Raw genomic sequence first — 15610 nt, 5'->3', positions numbered from 1 at the left:
AAGAGGTAAAACCTGCGCTGCCGGAAGGTCCTATATTACCACAGTTTCATTAACAGCTTTTTATTTTTTAGAAATAAAAAAAAGCTATTGAAACCATTGCACACAATAGCCATCTTAATAAATTTTATCTCGGATTACCTTTTTTCGTCAAGTAAATCTGAAGAAACTATTTTTTTAGCAAAACATTTATGGAAACTGGCTCCATCAAAACTTCGCCACCATGCAAAATCTTTTTGGAGGAAATTTCAGCTTGTTCATGGTCAGCTAAAACAGCCCAGTCCCCTTCTGGTATCGAAATCGTTTGCTTCTTTGACGAAGGGTTAATTAATAAGATTACATCATCTTCCCTATTAAACAAATAACCCAACACCGGTGCAGCTAATGGTAATTGTCGTATATTTGCACGGATTTCAGCAGAAGTTCTCATTCGGAAAGAAGAAAGAGATTTACGGATTTGAATAAGTCCTTTAATATATTTTACGTTTTCTTTATATATTATCTTTCTATCCCAATCAAGTTGATTGATTGGATCAGGAGAACGATAACTATTTCCATCACCCTTTTTTGTTCGAAAAAACTCTTGGCCGCTGTGGAGAAATGGAATTCCTTGTGATAATAAGACAATACTCGTTGCGAGACGATGATATTTTATTCGTAAAGAATCCTCTGCATCAGGGAGACACGCAATAAGTTTATCCCACATTGTATGATTATCATGGCACTCCACATAGTTCACAGATTGAAAGGGTTCATTAAAAAGGGCCAACCCCTGTTTCGTAAAACCGATACTGCCCATTATAACCTCATTAGCGGCCTCAACGTAGTGCTCATTTCCTAAGGCAAAGCCTTTATCAAACAAGTTAAATGAACTACCTTTTATACAATCACGATATTTATCATTGAATTGAGCTATTTGTGGCATTTTTGCCTGATTTGCTATTGTTGCTTTCTGCTCAACTGGAAGAGGTGTGTTGAGACTCCAGCCTTCACCGATGATGATTGTTCCTTTTGACAGGCTGTCGCACACTTTCCTTACTTCGTTCATGGTCTCTACATCCAATATCCCCATCAAATCAAAGCGAAAACCATCGATATGATACTCCTCCAGCCAATAACGAATCGAATCCACAATATATTTTCTGACCATTTTTCGTTCTGATGCAATGTCATTCCCAACCCCAGTACCATTGGAAGGGAGTCCAATTTCGTTATGACGGAAATAATAGCCCGGGACCACCTTTTCAAAGGAGGAATTCTCACGGATGTAAACATGATTATAAACCACATCCATAATCACTCGAAGACCAAGACTATGAACATGATCAATTAACTGTTTTAACTCCACGATTCTTGAATATGGATCGGCAGGATTCGTTGAATAGCTTCCTTCGGGAGCATTGAAATGGAGAGGATTATATCCCCAATTATATTCATTATTTGGTTGCAGTTCATCGACGCCAGCAAAATCATGGAAGGGGAGGAATTCTATATGGGTAATACCAAGGTCTTTTATATAAGATAATCCTGTAGGTTCATCGTCGATCCCTTTTGTATTTAGCTCGCCCGCACCTAGATAAAGTCCCTTATTCTTTACACCACTTTTAGGGTGAATCGTTAAGTCTCTAATATGTGTTTCATAAATGATTGCATCTACGTCATTTTCAATAGCGGGTAAGTTTGGACGCAGCCTATGTGTTTTCTCAAGCCTCACAATCACTCCAAGCTCGCCATTGACCGACACAGCTTTAGCATAAGGATCTGTAGCCTCTCGCCATTCTTGATTAACTAGGATGAGGAAACTATATTGATAAAATTCTAATTCACGGTTGACAGTAACAGACCATATGCCGCGATCCTCTCGTTTCATTTTTACAATTTCTGAGAAACTGCTATTAGCAGGACGTAACTTTAATTTAACTTGTGTGGCGGTTGGGGCCCATAGCTTAAAACAGGTTTGGCCAGCATGAAAGGTAACACCAAGGTCATTACCGTCATAATAGAATTTCTCGTCAAAGGCGTCCGTTCGAATCACTGCACCAATATGCAGGTCTGTTTTCCCGCCATGTTCATCAATAATCACATATTGTTTTTCAAAGGAATAATCTTTTGAAAATTCACAAATATATTTCATATTATTATCTATTTGTTTCTTCTCGATGATTTTCAAGGGATGTTCTTGAAAATCACTAGAAATCAAGAAAGCGGATGACAAACCGTGATGATAGGAAAGTGGTAGAAGAATCGTAATGATCTTCATCTCATCTAGATAGGCAAAGAAATTTCGGTCAGTAGCAATCATTCGAGTCCCTCTCTTTCAACTCCACTTCTTCCGGACGTTTTATTCTCGACAACACTTCCAAAGCTCTTGCTTGAATATGTATATTCAAAGGAGTAAATCCAATATGCTCCCCATCTGCGTGAACAAAAAGGGCTGAAGGGAATTGGATAGAAACATCCTTTCCTTTATAAGTTTTCACTTCTTTAAAATGGATGTGCTTCCCCCAAAACACACTGATAAAAACGAGTAACAGCTTCCACCTTGATAATCGTTGAACAACGGTTATATCAAAAAGTCCATCATCAGGCTCGGCCACAGGGGCAATTTTCATTCCACCGCCATAATATGGTTGATTGGAAACCGTTACAAACCATGTTTGTTCAAATATATGCTTTTCACCGTCAATTGATAAATCAATTGTTGAGGTTTTATAAGTAAATAATTTTTTTAATAGAAAATAAACATAAACCAACCTGCCCAACGAAAGTTTATTGAGTAAAGCCTTCATCCGGGATTGATTAACTTCATAAGAAATGATTGCATCAAACCCAGCACCCATATTGTTAATAAAATAGTGCTGATTCGAATCATCCATGGTAATTTTTCCAATATCAATCGGCAGACCCTTATGTTTCGCGAGGCGGAGAATCACTGCTAATGCCTCCACGGGGTCGACAGGAATTTGAAATCCTCTGGAAAAATCATTTCCAGACCCACCAGGGATAAATCCCAGTGTAATATTATTATCCTTCACTGCTCCATTTACCACTTCATGCATCGTTCCATCTCCGCCAACAGCGATGATCATCTTTTGCTCAGGGTTCTTTAACGCAATTTGGCTGGCAAGGATATTGGCATGGCCTGGATATTCGGTAAAGAATGCAAAGTAGGACACCTGTTCAACTTTGAGTTGCTGTTCCACCCGTTTCCAAATCTTAAAGCAGTGGCCATTTCCAGCTTTTGGATTAATAATAAAGTAAATTTGTTTCATATTACCAACCTTTATTTTAATTTTATGTTTTTGTGTGATTTAAAGGATATATTTTTAGGGCTTCATACTTGGGTGTTTTGTTAGGGTTTGTCCGATATAATACTACTTCACTTGCTTCAAATGAGAGAGGGTTAGGCTGAAGTTCTTCCCATAAATCAAGCATTTCCTTTTGGAAGGGATGGACCCCGCCCCACTTTCTAGCAAGTGTTATATGAGGTCGAAAGGGTCTGGTTTCAAGTTGAAACCCTGCATTCTCACAAGCAGAAAACACCTTTTTTCTGATGGTTTGTAAATGCTTGCTTTCCTCTGTATCGGCCCAAAAAACACGAGGAGAATCAGCACTTCCGAAAAATCCAAGTTTGTTGATTCTCAGGGTGATTGCTTTCTCATCTTTAAGGGCATCCTTAACATTATTTTCTGCAAGTGCAAGTTTATCAGGTGGAGAACTGCCTAGAAATGCTAGGGTTATATGCATATCTTGATAATGAACCCAGCGGCTAAATGGGATTCTTTCCTTTATTTTTTCCATATGTTCTTGCATCGTTAATTTTGTTTGTTCTGGTATTCTTACGGCAAAGAAAAAATGGGATCGATGTTCCATGGTTATCTTCCTTTCTTTAGTTAATTTTAGTCTATTTTGTCCTAAATGTATCTATTAGCAAACAGACAATTACCCGATATTTTTTACATAGAGCATAAATTTATTTATTATTAGATAGGAAACTATAATTTAAGAACTTACTTCAAGGTATTGAAAGGAAGGTCCCTATGAAAGTAGTCAACAATATCGCTGAATTAATCGGAGATACACCATTAGTGAAACTAAATCGATTAGCACCAAAGGGCGGGGCCTCGGTTTATTTAAAACTGGAGTACTTTAATCCCAGCAAGAGCGTTAAAGACCGGGCAGCTTTTAATATGATTATCGAAGCAGAAAAGGCTGGAAAATTAACAGCAGGTTCAACGATTATTGAGCCGACCAGTGGAAATACAGGGATTGGCCTTGCGATGAATGCTGCTGCTCGCGGCTATAAATCGATTATCGTGATGCCTGATACTATGACACAAGAACGAATCAGTATCCTAAAGGCATACGGGGCTGAGGTTGTCCTTACACCTGGGGCTGAAAAAATGCCTGGAGCCATCCAAAAAGCACTTGAATTAGCAAGTGAGATTCCAAATAGTTTTGTTCCCATGCAATTTGAAAATCACGCAAATTCAGATGCGCACAGATTCACTACTGCTGTTGAAATTATCAAAGCGATGAAGGAAATCGGTAAACCGCTGGCAGCTTTTGTCGCAACAGCTGGAACTGGGGGAACCATCACTGGGACAGGGGAAACATTAAAAGAGCATTATGAAAATTTAACGGTCCATGTTGTCGAACCGAAAGGCTCACCTGTTTTATCAGGCGGAAAACCAGGTAAACACAAGCTGGTTGGGACAAGCCCAGGTTTTATCCCAGTTATTCTAAATCAAGATGTCTATGATGAAATTCATCAAATCAATGATGAAGATGCCTATGATATCTCGCGTCGGTTGGCTGTCGAAGAAGGAATTCTAGTTGGACCTTCCTCTGGCGGTGCTTGCTTCGCCGCATTAGAAGTTGCCAAACGTTTAACTCCAGATGATGTGGTCGTTTGTATTGCTTGCGATACGGGCGAACGATACTTATCCAGCGATTTGTTTCAATATTAATTAAAAAAGACTTGGACACTCTTATTAAAGGGTTCCGTTTTGAGGTGCTTTTCTGAAGTGTTTATAGCCGAAATGACAAACGGTTAGACATAGTTATTGGTATATTTTAGACCATTAAGTCGTCGCACATTGGCGACTTTTCTTTATAAGGCAGATGAAGACCAATCCTTTTGAAAAACCAGAGCAAGTGGTCATCATTAAGGCGATGAAGACCAAATCCCTTCGGAAAACTAGAGAAAGTGGTCATCATTAAGGCGATGAAGACCAAATCCCTTCGGAAAACCGGAGAAAGTGGTCATCATTAAGGCGATGAAGACCAAATCCCTTCGGAAAACCGGAGAAAGTGGTCATCATTAAGGGAAAATGATTTCAAATGTTTGTCAAACCCTATAAGAAATGTTAATAACCTTGATAAATAAAGAAAATGACGTATACCAATTCATACGTCATTTCTTATGTCATTTATTAAAATGCACCTGAAAACGGAACCCTTTACACTCCTGTGTTCACGTCTTTTTTCTAATTAAGGGTTTTATCTTTAAGTGCTCCGCATTGTTTTTCAATTTCTTGCTCAAATGCTTCTTGCAGCCTTCGTGTAACAGTGCCTGGTAAACCATCCGCAACTTTCTTCCCATCCACTTCAATAATCGGCATCACCTCTGAAGTAGTACTTGATAGGAACACTTCATCAGCATTGGCCAATTCATCACGTGTAAATGTTCGTTCCTCCACCACAATATTATTACTAGTACAAATCTGCAATATTACATCCTTTGTAATCCCTTTTAAAATTAAGTTATCCGACGGATGCGTGAACACAACACCATTTTTGACAATATAGATATTCGACGAACTCCCTTCCGTAACATTGCCGTTGCGATGTTGGATCGCTTCAAAGCAACCTTCAACAGCCGCTTTTTGTTTGGCTAATAGATTGCCTAGCAAATTCAAACTTTTTATGTCACAACGCAGCCAACGAATATCTTCTGTTACGATTGTTTTTACTCCCTTCTTCAAACTTTCCAAAGGTCTGAGCGCTTCCTTTGTATAAGCTACAAGGCTAGGAGTTATATTTTCCGCCGGAAACGCATGATTACGGGGTGCGACTCCTCTCGTAATTTGCATATATATGGTCCCTAACTGAAGATTATTTTTTGCAACAAGTTCTTCTAGCAATTTCGTTAATTGCTCCATAGTATACGGAAGTACAATCCCAATACTATCCAAGCTTTTCACAAAACGATTCATGTGTTCAGTTCCTGTGAACATTTTTCCGTTGTAGACACGGATAACTTCGTATACACCATCACCAAATTGATAACCGCGATCTTCCACATCAACCTTAGCTTCTGAACGCTCAATAATTTCCCCATTCAAGATTGCAAATTTCATTCTTCCATATCCCCTTTTTATATCTTATTCATTCATGGCCAATTCAAAAATAGCCTGAGCGTAAATGGCTGTTGCTTTAAGTAAATCATCAATATACATATATTCATCTTTTTGGTGCGCTATATCTGGTCTGCCAGGAAATAAGGGTCCAAATGCTACCCCTGCTTTTAGGGAACGGGCGTAGGTCCCTCCGCCTATCGCAATTAACTCAGCTTTTTCTCCCGTTTGTTCTTCATAAACCTTTTTCAATGTTTGAATCAGGAATTCTTTTTCATCGACGTAATGTGGTTTCGAGTCAGAAAAATTTTCAATCTCAAATCCCTCATTTTGCAATAGATCATCCAGTTTTGCTTTAGTAGAATCCATTTTGTTTGTGACAGGGTATCTGCATGTCATTCCAATTCTTCCACCAAATTCATCACTGTAAGTCAGCTTTCCAGGATTGATGGTTAATTCACCGGAAATGTCATCTGAATAGGCCACACCAAGATTTACACCCCTGGAATCATTAAAGAAATAGTTTGAAACGAATTGGAAATAATCGGAGGCCTTTGCATCTAACCTTTGCTTAGAAAGGAATTCCACTAAAAACAAGCCCGCATTTTTACCACTTTTCGGTTCCATCCCGTGGGCCGAGATCCCTTTTACTTCTAAACTTAATTCACCATTTTCGATTTTGTGACTATGCTCCAATTGATATTCCTTCATAAAGTTTATAAATTGCTGAACTATCTCTTCCGGATTTTCCTTGATAAGAATGGTTGCTTGCGCATAATCGGGAACCATGTTGTATCTTTTACCTGAAGTAAAGCCGACGACCTTGATATTGGACTCCACAGATTCCTGTGGCGATTTTTTCTGAACCATATCAAAATCCGCAATCCCTTTTTCCGCATTAATAATAGGGAAATCTGCATCTGGAGCAAATCCTAAAGTTGGCATTTCTTCATGCTTAAAATAGTGCTCTACACAGCGCCAATTACTTTCTTCGTCGGTTCCGATAATCATTCGAACACGCTTTTTAAGTGGCAGACCGAGATCCTTAACAATTTTCATTGCATAATAGGCAGCCATCGTCGGTCCCTTATCATCTAGTGCACCACGGGCAAAAATCATTCCATCACGAATTTCGGCTCCAAATGGATCACTTGACCAGCCATCACCTTCAGGTACCACATCCACATGACAAAGGATTCCAAGCAGTTCCTCACCTTCACCAAACTCAAGATGTCCGGCAAGGTTCCCTACATTTTTCGGAATAAATCCATCTTTTTCACCAAGAGTCAGCATAAAATCAAGTGCTTCCTTCACGCCTTTCCCAAGCGGCGCTTCAGCAGATGTATTCTCTTCGTCTAAAAGACTTCTTATATGTAATAAATCCTGTGTGTCCGTAATCAGGGACTGTTTTCTTTTTTCAACTTCACTCATCCAATCAATCTTCGTCAAATGTAAATCCCCCTTTCGTTGATGAATTCACTTCCACCATAACAATATCATTATTGTAAATATTTTATCAATTTTGCTTCAATTAACGTTGTTTTTTTATTATGCAAAAAATAAACCAACCAATTTAACTAAAAATTCAAATAATTAGTCATAATCCATACATTATCGCCCATAACCTATAGTAAGAGTATGGTAAAGGAGGGCGAAAATCCGAACAATTTTTGTGAATTTTAGATGTTTATTTTGTAAATTTAAGTATATTGGTGGAAATTTTCTAATTTTGTGGTTACAATAAGGTTAGATGTAAGACATCTAAGTATCCACAGTAATCATCCACGAAAAGGAGATGTCTGCGCGGAAAAGAAAACTACATATTCTTGAAGAGGAATCTTCAAATAGGCTGTCGGTAGCAGGGTATTGCCATGGGTTTGAAAAAAGGATAGGGAGTGGTTCTTTGAAACCTTCAACTAACCGGATGTTAAACCGCATCAAATGTATCTACATGTTTATCCGCAATAACGGCACTGTTTCTACGCAAGAACTTGTAGAGGAATTTGGTATCACTCCTCGCACCATACAACGAGATTTAAATGTCTTAGCCTATAATGACTTGGTAATTAGCCCAAGCCGCGGAAAATGGACGACAACACAAAAGAGAGTAAAAATGTCTTCTTAATAAAAAAATAAATTAGCATAATTTCATAAAAAAGCACGCGAGCCCATCTCGCGTGCTTTTTGTTTATCTAAAATCAATGGTGCTCATGTACTTGGTTCGTGATTTTTTGATATTCCTGTTCACTTAGGATCCCTAGTTTTCTAAAAACATATGAATAAATGAAAATCCTCCGTTGCAATCGAGGGGTTACGAACATATTAATCATCTCCTGCCTTAATTAATTATATTCGCCATTTCAAACAAAGTTTCCTTCAACCAAAAAAAATTCTTATGGATAATATTTTAACCCCATAGCAAGAACATGATGGGAGGGAGCTAAGCCACTGTACTTGTGTAGAAACATGAGAATGGGTTGATCTAAAATCCTCTACACTAATTGACAGTTTTCGATAGTATGGTAGTATATTAATATCAAAAATACTTTAGCGCTTAAAAGCGTCTAAGCAAAAAAGATAAGTGGGTAGGAATAACATGAAAAATAATCATCAGAACTTACAAAAAGGATTATTACCGAGGCATGTCCAGTTTATAGCCTTAGCTGGTATGATTGGTACGGGGATTTTTAAAGGGAGTTCCGACACCTTGGCGATTGCAGGACCGAGTGTTGTAATTGCCTATTTAATTGGCGGCCTTTTACTATTTATCATAATGGCTGCCTTAGGGGAAATGGCGCTTGCTTTTCCAAATTTAAATGTACAGCATTTAGTAAATAAAGCATTTGGATTCCAAGTTTCGTATATTGTGGGATGGCTTTACTGGATCAACTGGATTCTTGTTACGGTTGTTGAATTATTAGCAGCGGGAAGTTTCCTACAATTTTGGTTTCCTACAATACCATTATGGGTGTTAAGTTTCCTTTGCGCAGTTATAATCGTAGGAATTAATTTAACTCAAGTAAAAAATTATGGGGAACTTGAATTTTGGTTTGCTGGAATTAAAATCATAGCGCTGATAGCGTTTATCATTTTAGGCTTTTCACTCCTATTAGGAATTATTCCAAGCTCGATCCAGGATCCGCTCGCTAACTACACAGCACACGGCGGATTTTTCCCGCACGGAATGGGTGGAACTTTCAGCGCCTTTTTAGTGGTCATGTTTTCGTATGGTGGTGCGGAGTTAATTGGGGTCGCTGTTACCGAGACAAAGGATGCTGAGCGAGTATTGCCAAAGATTATTAAAGGGGCAGTTTGGCGTGTTATTATTTTTTATATATTACCAATACTAATCATTTGTGGACTCATGCCTTGGGACAAGGTTACGGGTGCAGACAGTCCTTTCGTTCAGGTCTTCAGTACAACAGGGTTGCCTGGAGCAGCACATATTATGAATTTTGTCCTGCTGACAGCCGTACTGTCCGCTGCAAATTCAGGTATTTATGCGACATCCAGAACGCTGTTTTCTATGGCACAAAGTGGCGTTGCGCCTAGGGGGTTAGCAAAGCTCTCTGCAAAGGGAATTCCATTAACAGGAATAATGCTTACAAGTATATGTATATTAGCAGGTGTTTACCTAGCCTATCTAACACCTAGTGAGGTAATCGGCTATCTCATGACCATTCCAGGGTTTACAGTCATGCTAATCTGGATTAGTATTTGTGCAGCACAGTTAAAACTAAGACCACTTTACAAAAGTCAACCGGCATTTAACGTAAAATGGTTTCCATATACGACCATCTTCGCGATTGTATCTTTAAGTATTATCTTTATTGGATTTGTGTTTAATCCAAATAATCTAATTGGTACAACCGTAAGCTTGGCAACCATTGGCTTGTTAATCATTCTCTCATTTCTTGTTAGAAAAAATGGTTTGAATGAAATTACCGCTTAATAGATACAGAAAAGGCCCTCAATTTACTTGTTGGTCTTTTTTCCTTTTTCAAAGAGAAAGCTTTGAAAAGTACTCGATCACATACTGACGAAATTCTTGTCCCGCCTCAGATAAATATCGCCTCTTTGACCAGCCTAACCCAATGGTCCTTTGGCATTTTGGTTCAATGATTCTCAGTTTGTTTGGAAAGGGATTCGTATGATGGAGCCACGAAATTTCTGGAATAAAAGCAATCCCTAAACCTTGTTTAACTAATTCCCCTATCACCCCCGGCTCATCTCCTTCAAAAGCAATGTTTGGAACAAATCCTGCCTTACGACAAAATTCATCTGTTAAGTTTCTAAATCCGAAACCAGTATTCATACCGATAATAGGCTCGTCCTTTACTTCATTAAGAAATATTTCTTCTCTCCTCGATAAACGATGTTCTGGGGGAACAATTAAGTAGATTTCTTCAGTCATTAGCGGTTCCCAGATGATATCCGTCCCCTCAATAGGCACGGATGAAATACCAAAATCAATCTCCGCCTTTTCCAGCCGGCTTTTCATTGAGGAGGTTGACTCTAGGACTTGTTGAAATTTAATTTCGGGAAAAAGCTTTAAAAAAGAACTCAATAACTCAGGAAGGACCCTTGGAATACTGACCGCTAAAGTAATTTGCGTTTGCCTTTGATGAGCTCTTTCAGCAATTTCTCTTTTCCCTTCATTTAATTCTAAAAATATCCGATTCACTCGATCTAAAAACAGTTTTCCGTAGTCGTTTAACCGGAGCTGTCGATTTTTCCGATCAAATAATGGAACACCCAAATCTTCCTCTAATCGTGCTATGGTTTTACTTAAAGAGGGTTGGGCAATTTGAAGTTCTTCTGCGGCTTTGGTCATATGCTCAAGTCTGGCAACTGTTTGAAAATACTGTAATTGTAAAAACTCCATCAATTATGCCCCCTTATCAATAGCTTGAAAGCTACTAAATGATAACTAATTATATATTATACAATATACGTAAAAGTATTTATCATTGTGGTTATGTAAAAAACTTAAATGTAAAGGGGTCATTATGAAAGGAATTCACTTAGTATTTAGGGATTTAAAGATGATGTGGCATCATAAGCACGGAAGGATCGCCTTAGTGTTCCTATTAATCGTTCCGTTAATTTATTCTGGTTTCTTTCTTGCTGGTTACTGGAATCCCTATGGACGGTTAGATCAACTTCCTGTCGCTGTCGTCAATCTAGATCATGGATCGATGATGGATAACAAGTCGATCGAGGCAGGTCAGGAATTTGTCAAAAACTTAAAAGAAAACAAGGACCTCAAATTCTATTTCCTCTCTGCAAAGACCGCAAACCAAGGTTTGAAAGACGGGAAATATTATATGGTTCTGACGATTCCAAAAGATTTTTCACAAAAAGTTAGTACATTAATGGATGAACATCCCGAGCAGGCACAACTAAATTTTAAAATAAATCCAGGAAAAAACTTTGTTGCCTCACAAATTAGTACGACCGCAACGGAAGAAATGAAGACAAAAATATCAGCTAGCATCACGAAATCCTACGCAGATGGCGTATTTTCAAAGTTTGTTGAATTAGCAGACGGCTTACGTGATGCCGGCGATGGTGCGTCAAAAATTAATCAAGGAACAATCGATGCTAAGAATGGAATGATCCAGCTGTCAGATGGTGTCGACCGCTTAAATAATGGTGCAAAAAAGTTAGAGGATGGGAGTCAGCGGCTTTCAAACGGTCAACAAAAATTGACCCATGGGCTTGCCGGTTTAAAAGAGGGCTCACTAGCACTTTCTAATGGCATGGAAAAGCTTTCTGAAGGTCATGCAAGTGTAGAAGTTGGGATGGAACAATTAACGGAAGGCATGCAATCTTTGGCTTTGAATAGTGAAAGGTTATCTCAAGGTCAAGCAGGGGTGAAAAACACGACAGATGAATTATCGAAAGCAGTAGAACTATTTTTACAAAATCACCCTGATATGAAAAATGATACTACCTTCCAACAAATTGCTGCCATGTCAACCGGCCTATCAAAAGCAGCTGATTCATTGAGAAGTGGTCAAGTCCAACTTGCTCAAGGGGCAAACAAATTAGTTCAAGGACAAACAAAAGTCCAAGATGGTATGACAAAGCTTGGCGATAAAATGGATGATGCTGCCACCGGGGCAAACAAATTATCTGAGGGAACCGTACAATTTTCCAATGGTTTCGTTCAATGGAAAAATGGTTTTTCCTCTTTAAACAATGGAATAGTTGATTTAGCAAACGGTGGAAGTAAATTAGATAACGGCACCAATCAGTTGGTAGATGGTTTGGATCAATTGAGCGTTGGTTCAGACGAGTTAGCCACAAAATTAAATGATGCTGCTAAGCAAACGTCTAGTATCCATAATAATAACCAATTAACCTCGATGTTCTCAGAACCAGTCAAATTAGTAGAATCGGATTTATCCGAGGTTCCGAATTATGGTACTGGAATTACCCCCTATTTTCTATCTTTAGCATTTTATGTAGGTGGAATAATGGCAGCTAACATCCTTCCGTTAGGACGCAGACAAGATCTTAAGGTTAATGGAACAGAGCATTTTATTAATAAACTCGGACTTAAGTACTCAATCGCATTAATACAAGTGTTATTTGTCGATTTGGTAGTCCTTTTCGGATTCAAAGTACATGTGGTAAGTGTTCCCTTGTTTATTGTATCCAGTGTCATTGTCTCCTTAACCTTCATGACAGTCATCCTTATGTTAGTGACATTGTTTGGTGTTGCAGGGAAATTTATGGCTGTCACACTATTGGTTTTACAATTAGCTACATGTGGTGGAACATTCCCGGGTGAATTGAGTAATCCTATCCTAAGCAAGATCGGTAATGCTTTACCAATGGCCCATTCATTACGGAGCTTCCAAGATGTTATCTCCCTAGGGGATTGGGCCCAACTACAACAGCAAATACTAATCTTACTTTTCTACCTAGTAATAGCGGGGGGTATTGGATGGGTGACAAGTCATCTGCAACATTCCAAGACTGCCGTGGAGACCTCTCATTAAAAACTAAAAAAGTGATACCCAATATTTACATGGGTATCACTTTTTTAATCTTTTTTGTCTTCTGGCTTTTCAATTACCGGATGGAGATGTTTGATTTCCTTCACATCTGGCTCAACAAATAGCCTAAGTGCTGAGAGCTTATTTTCCCAAAATAGCTCAAAATATTGGAGCCAATCCTTTAGTTCGTTTAAAGGCTCCGGCTCCAGCTTGTACCTTGTTTCCCTGCCCGCTTTCCGTTCCTTAACTAGCCCGGCATCTGCTAATACACGTAAATGCTTGGACACAGCGGTTCGACTTATCGGAAAGTGTTCACTTATCGCCGTGACAGGCATCTCTTCCTTGCTAAGAAGTTTTAACAGCTTTCGCCTTGTTGGATCAGCGATGGCTTGAAAAACATCATGCTTTGCAGATGAAGCCGCCATTTATGCCTCAACATGTGCTTGCAATTTTTTCACAAGACCTGCCCAGCCCTGATTCATGTTATCGCGGATAGGAGTATGCGGAGCACCGAATTCTGTAACTTTGTTAGCGTCCCAGCCACCATGGATAAGAGTTAACTCTGTTTTATCATCCAGTTCTTTTAATTCAAATGTTAGTGTCCAATCTTTTCCCCAATTAAATGAAAGTTTGTTAGGTGGATCGACATGCGTTACCTTACATGGCGACATGCCAAATTGCGCAGCATTTAAGTGAAATTCATGACCTTCAACAGGCTGAAGATCATTCGGCATGAACCACGCACCCAGACCTTCTGCTGTAGCTACTGCATCCCATACTTTAGCAATTGGAGCATTGTAAACGACTGTATACTTTATATCTTCTAATGTTGCCTGTGACTCATTTCCCAATTTTTATTGCCTCCTCGAATTTTGCTGCGATTACTACTTCATTACGAAACCATTTGGTTTCACATCAAGACTATATAACACCATTTGGTTGCACGTCAAGCATTTCTTTTTTAAAAACAAAAACGGTGACTTCACATTAAGTAAAATCACCGTAATTTTCATTCAATATACTTTCATCCCATAATTATTACAAATCAATATATAGGATAAGCAGTAAAAATATGCTACTTTTAATATTAACCAATCTGCTAACTTTCCTTATTAAAATAAAAATTGGGGTAATAAATATGATAAATACTCAATATTTACGAAGAATTAATCTGAAAAGAGATGAAATTCCTTCTTTTAATAAATATCCCTTTAACCTGCCCAGTTTGCGAGGCTTAGACGAACTAGCTTTTCATCCGAATGTTACTTTCCTGATTGGGGAGAACGGCATGGGTAAATCCACCCTGCTTGAAGCGATTGCGGTAGCAGTTGGTTTTAATCCAGAGGGAGGGTCCTTTAATTTTAATTTTTCAACCTATGATTCACATTCTCCTCTTGCAGACTATCTCAAAGTAATAAAGGGTATCGAAAAACCTAAGGATGGATTTTTTCTGCGCGCTGAAAGTTTTTATAATGTTGCTTCTAATATTGAGGAGCTGGATAAAGGAGGCGGCGGGAGAAGGGTCATTGAATCATTCGGAGGTGTTTCCCTGCATGAACAGTCGCATGGTGAGGCCTTCTTTGCCACTTTTCTTCATCGGTTTGGAGGTAATGGGATATACCTTTTAGACGAACCAGAAGCAGCCCTCTCCCCACTGCGGCAGATGTCGATGCTGACAAGGATTCATGATTTGGTGAAAGAGAACTCCCAATTTATTATTGCTACCCATTCGCCAATCATCATGGCTTATCCTAAGGCAAAAATCTTTGAATTTACAGAAGAAGGAATTATTGAAAATACACTTGAGGAAACGAATCATTATCGGATTATGAAACAGTTTTTTGATGATAAAAATAGAATGCTGCATCATCTGTTAGATGATTAAAAATTGACTTTGAAAGGCGGGTTTCTCAATCACCATTCGTTCCAGGAACGTAGACGCCTTCTATGTGACCCTATCCTTCATTCTGGCATTCTTAGGGGAACGTAGACACCTTCTACGTTACCCTATCCTTAGTTAGACCCCTGTTTCGGTCACGTAAACACCTCCTACGTGACCCTATTCTTAATTAGCCCCTCTTTCGGTCACGTAGACACCTCCTACGTTACTCTATCCTTGCTTCGACCCCTGTTTCGGTCACGTAGACACCTCCTACGTTACCCTATTCTTGGTTTGACCCCTGTTTCGGTCACGTAGACACCTTCTACGTTACCCTATTCTTGGTTTGACCCCTGTTTCGGTCACGT

The 15610-nt window shown here is 38.9% G+C and carries 13 protein-coding genes; 5 read left to right on the top strand and 8 right to left on the bottom strand.

The features are described 5' to 3' along the window. Positions 1-166: 166 nt before the first annotated feature. Genes pulA through thpR form a run of 3 tightly spaced genes read right to left on the bottom strand, consistent with a single transcriptional unit; the run spans position 167 to position 3870 of the window. Complete coding sequence (gene pulA, locus J7E77_RS29405) at positions 167-2299, bottom strand: type I pullulanase (RefSeq protein WP_214719058.1); 2133 nt, start codon at positions 2297-2299, stop codon at positions 167-169. Beyond that, positions 2286-3269: a diacylglycerol/lipid kinase family protein gene (locus tag J7E77_RS29400; RefSeq protein WP_214719057.1), complete on the bottom strand. Its 984-nt coding sequence runs from the start codon at positions 3267-3269 to the stop codon at positions 2286-2288. Before J7E77_RS29400 ends, pulA begins: the two co-directional genes overlap by 14 nt. A 22-nt stretch (positions 3270-3291) precedes the next feature. Beyond that, positions 3292-3870 (bottom strand): RNA 2',3'-cyclic phosphodiesterase, encoded by a 579-nt coding sequence (gene thpR, locus J7E77_RS29395; RefSeq protein WP_214719056.1) that lies wholly within the window; start codon positions 3868-3870, stop codon positions 3292-3294. A 167-nt stretch (positions 3871-4037) separates the two neighbouring features. On the opposite strand from thpR, the gene cysK reads away from it, so the two are divergent. Then, complete coding sequence (cysK, locus tag J7E77_RS29390) at positions 4038-4967, top strand: cysteine synthase A (RefSeq protein WP_214719055.1); 930 nt, start codon at positions 4038-4040, stop codon at positions 4965-4967. A gap of 519 nt (positions 4968-5486) precedes the next feature. On the opposite strand, the gene dat is transcribed toward cysK, so the two are convergent. Both dat and pepV read right to left on the bottom strand, forming a co-directional pair. Further along, positions 5487-6359 (bottom strand): D-amino-acid transaminase, encoded by an 873-nt coding sequence (gene dat, locus J7E77_RS29385; RefSeq protein WP_214719054.1) that lies wholly within the window; start codon positions 6357-6359, stop codon positions 5487-5489. A gap of 24 nt (positions 6360-6383) precedes the next feature. Further along, complete coding sequence (gene pepV / locus J7E77_RS29380; RefSeq protein WP_214719053.1) at positions 6384-7805, bottom strand: dipeptidase PepV; 1422 nt, start codon at positions 7803-7805, stop codon at positions 6384-6386. Between the two features lie 454 nt (positions 7806-8259). Between pepV and J7E77_RS29375 the strand changes: the two genes are divergently transcribed. Both J7E77_RS29375 and J7E77_RS29370 read left to right on the top strand, forming a co-directional pair. After that, positions 8260-8481 carry a DeoR family transcriptional regulator gene (locus J7E77_RS29375; RefSeq protein ID WP_066260326.1) on the top strand — a complete coding sequence of 74 codons (222 nt, stop codon included), beginning with the start codon at positions 8260-8262 and terminating at the stop codon, positions 8479-8481. A 471-nt stretch (positions 8482-8952) separates the two neighbouring features. Further along, complete coding sequence (locus tag J7E77_RS29370) at positions 8953-10308, top strand: amino acid permease (RefSeq protein ID WP_214719052.1); 1356 nt, start codon at positions 8953-8955, stop codon at positions 10306-10308. A gap of 48 nt (positions 10309-10356) precedes the next feature. Here J7E77_RS29370 and J7E77_RS29365 read toward each other — a convergent pair whose 3' ends face one another. Beyond that, positions 10357-11241 (bottom strand): LysR family transcriptional regulator, encoded by an 885-nt coding sequence (locus J7E77_RS29365; protein ID WP_214719051.1) that lies wholly within the window; start codon positions 11239-11241, stop codon positions 10357-10359. 124 nt (positions 11242-11365) lie between these two features. Between J7E77_RS29365 and J7E77_RS29360 the strand changes: the two genes are divergently transcribed. Continuing rightward, entirely contained in the window at positions 11366-13366 is a 2001-nt protein-coding gene (locus J7E77_RS29360; RefSeq protein WP_214719049.1) for a YhgE/Pip domain-containing protein, read from the top strand. Positions 13367-13410: 44 nt separating this feature from the next. On the opposite strand, the gene J7E77_RS29355 is transcribed toward J7E77_RS29360, so the two are convergent. Continuing rightward, positions 13411-13788 carry an ArsR/SmtB family transcription factor gene (locus tag J7E77_RS29355; protein WP_214719048.1) on the bottom strand — a complete coding sequence of 126 codons (378 nt, stop codon included), beginning with the start codon at positions 13786-13788 and terminating at the stop codon, positions 13411-13413. After that, on the bottom strand, positions 13789-14214 hold the full coding sequence (locus tag J7E77_RS29350; RefSeq protein ID WP_214719045.1) for an SRPBCC family protein: 426 nt from the start codon (positions 14212-14214) through the stop codon (positions 13789-13791). It abuts the gene before it with no gap. A 287-nt stretch (positions 14215-14501) separates the two neighbouring features. On the opposite strand from J7E77_RS29350, the gene J7E77_RS29345 reads away from it, so the two are divergent. Then, positions 14502-15248 carry an AAA family ATPase gene (locus tag J7E77_RS29345; protein WP_214719043.1) on the top strand — a complete coding sequence of 249 codons (747 nt, stop codon included), beginning with the start codon at positions 14502-14504 and terminating at the stop codon, positions 15246-15248. Positions 15249-15610 lie beyond the last annotated feature (362 nt).

Source organism: Bacillus sp. ISL-77, from assembly GCF_018613105.1.
Note: the sequence above shows the minus strand (reverse complement) of the source record. Positions and strands in the feature narration are given on the sequence as shown.

Bases quoted from the DNA above. Each gene is read 5' to 3' on its own strand.
- J7E77_RS29360 (WP_214719049.1), top strand. From the start codon at position 11,366: ATGAAAGGAATTCACTTAGTATTTAGGGATTTAAAGATGATGTGGCAT.
- J7E77_RS29345 (WP_214719043.1), top strand. From the start codon at position 14,502: ATGATAAATACTCAATATTTACGAAGAATTAATCTGAAAAGAGATGAA.
- J7E77_RS29370 (WP_214719052.1), top strand. From the start codon at position 8,953: ATGAAAAATAATCATCAGAACTTACAAAAAGGATTATTACCGAGGCAT.
- J7E77_RS29400 (WP_214719057.1), bottom strand. From the start codon at position 3,269: ATGAAACAAATTTACTTTATTATTAATCCAAAAGCTGGAAATGGCCAC.
- J7E77_RS29365 (WP_214719051.1), bottom strand. From the start codon at position 11,241: ATGGAGTTTTTACAATTACAGTATTTTCAAACAGTTGCCAGACTTGAG.
- cysK (WP_214719055.1), top strand. From the start codon at position 4,038: ATGAAAGTAGTCAACAATATCGCTGAATTAATCGGAGATACACCATTA.
- pulA (WP_214719058.1), bottom strand. From the start codon at position 2,299: ATGATTGCTACTGACCGAAATTTCTTTGCCTATCTAGATGAGATGAAG.
- J7E77_RS29355 (WP_214719048.1), bottom strand. From the start codon at position 13,788: ATGGCGGCTTCATCTGCAAAGCATGATGTTTTTCAAGCCATCGCTGAT.
- dat (WP_214719054.1), bottom strand. From the start codon at position 6,359: ATGAAATTTGCAATCTTGAATGGGGAAATTATTGAGCGTTCAGAAGCT.
- thpR (WP_214719056.1), bottom strand. From the start codon at position 3,870: ATGGAACATCGATCCCATTTTTTCTTTGCCGTAAGAATACCAGAACAA.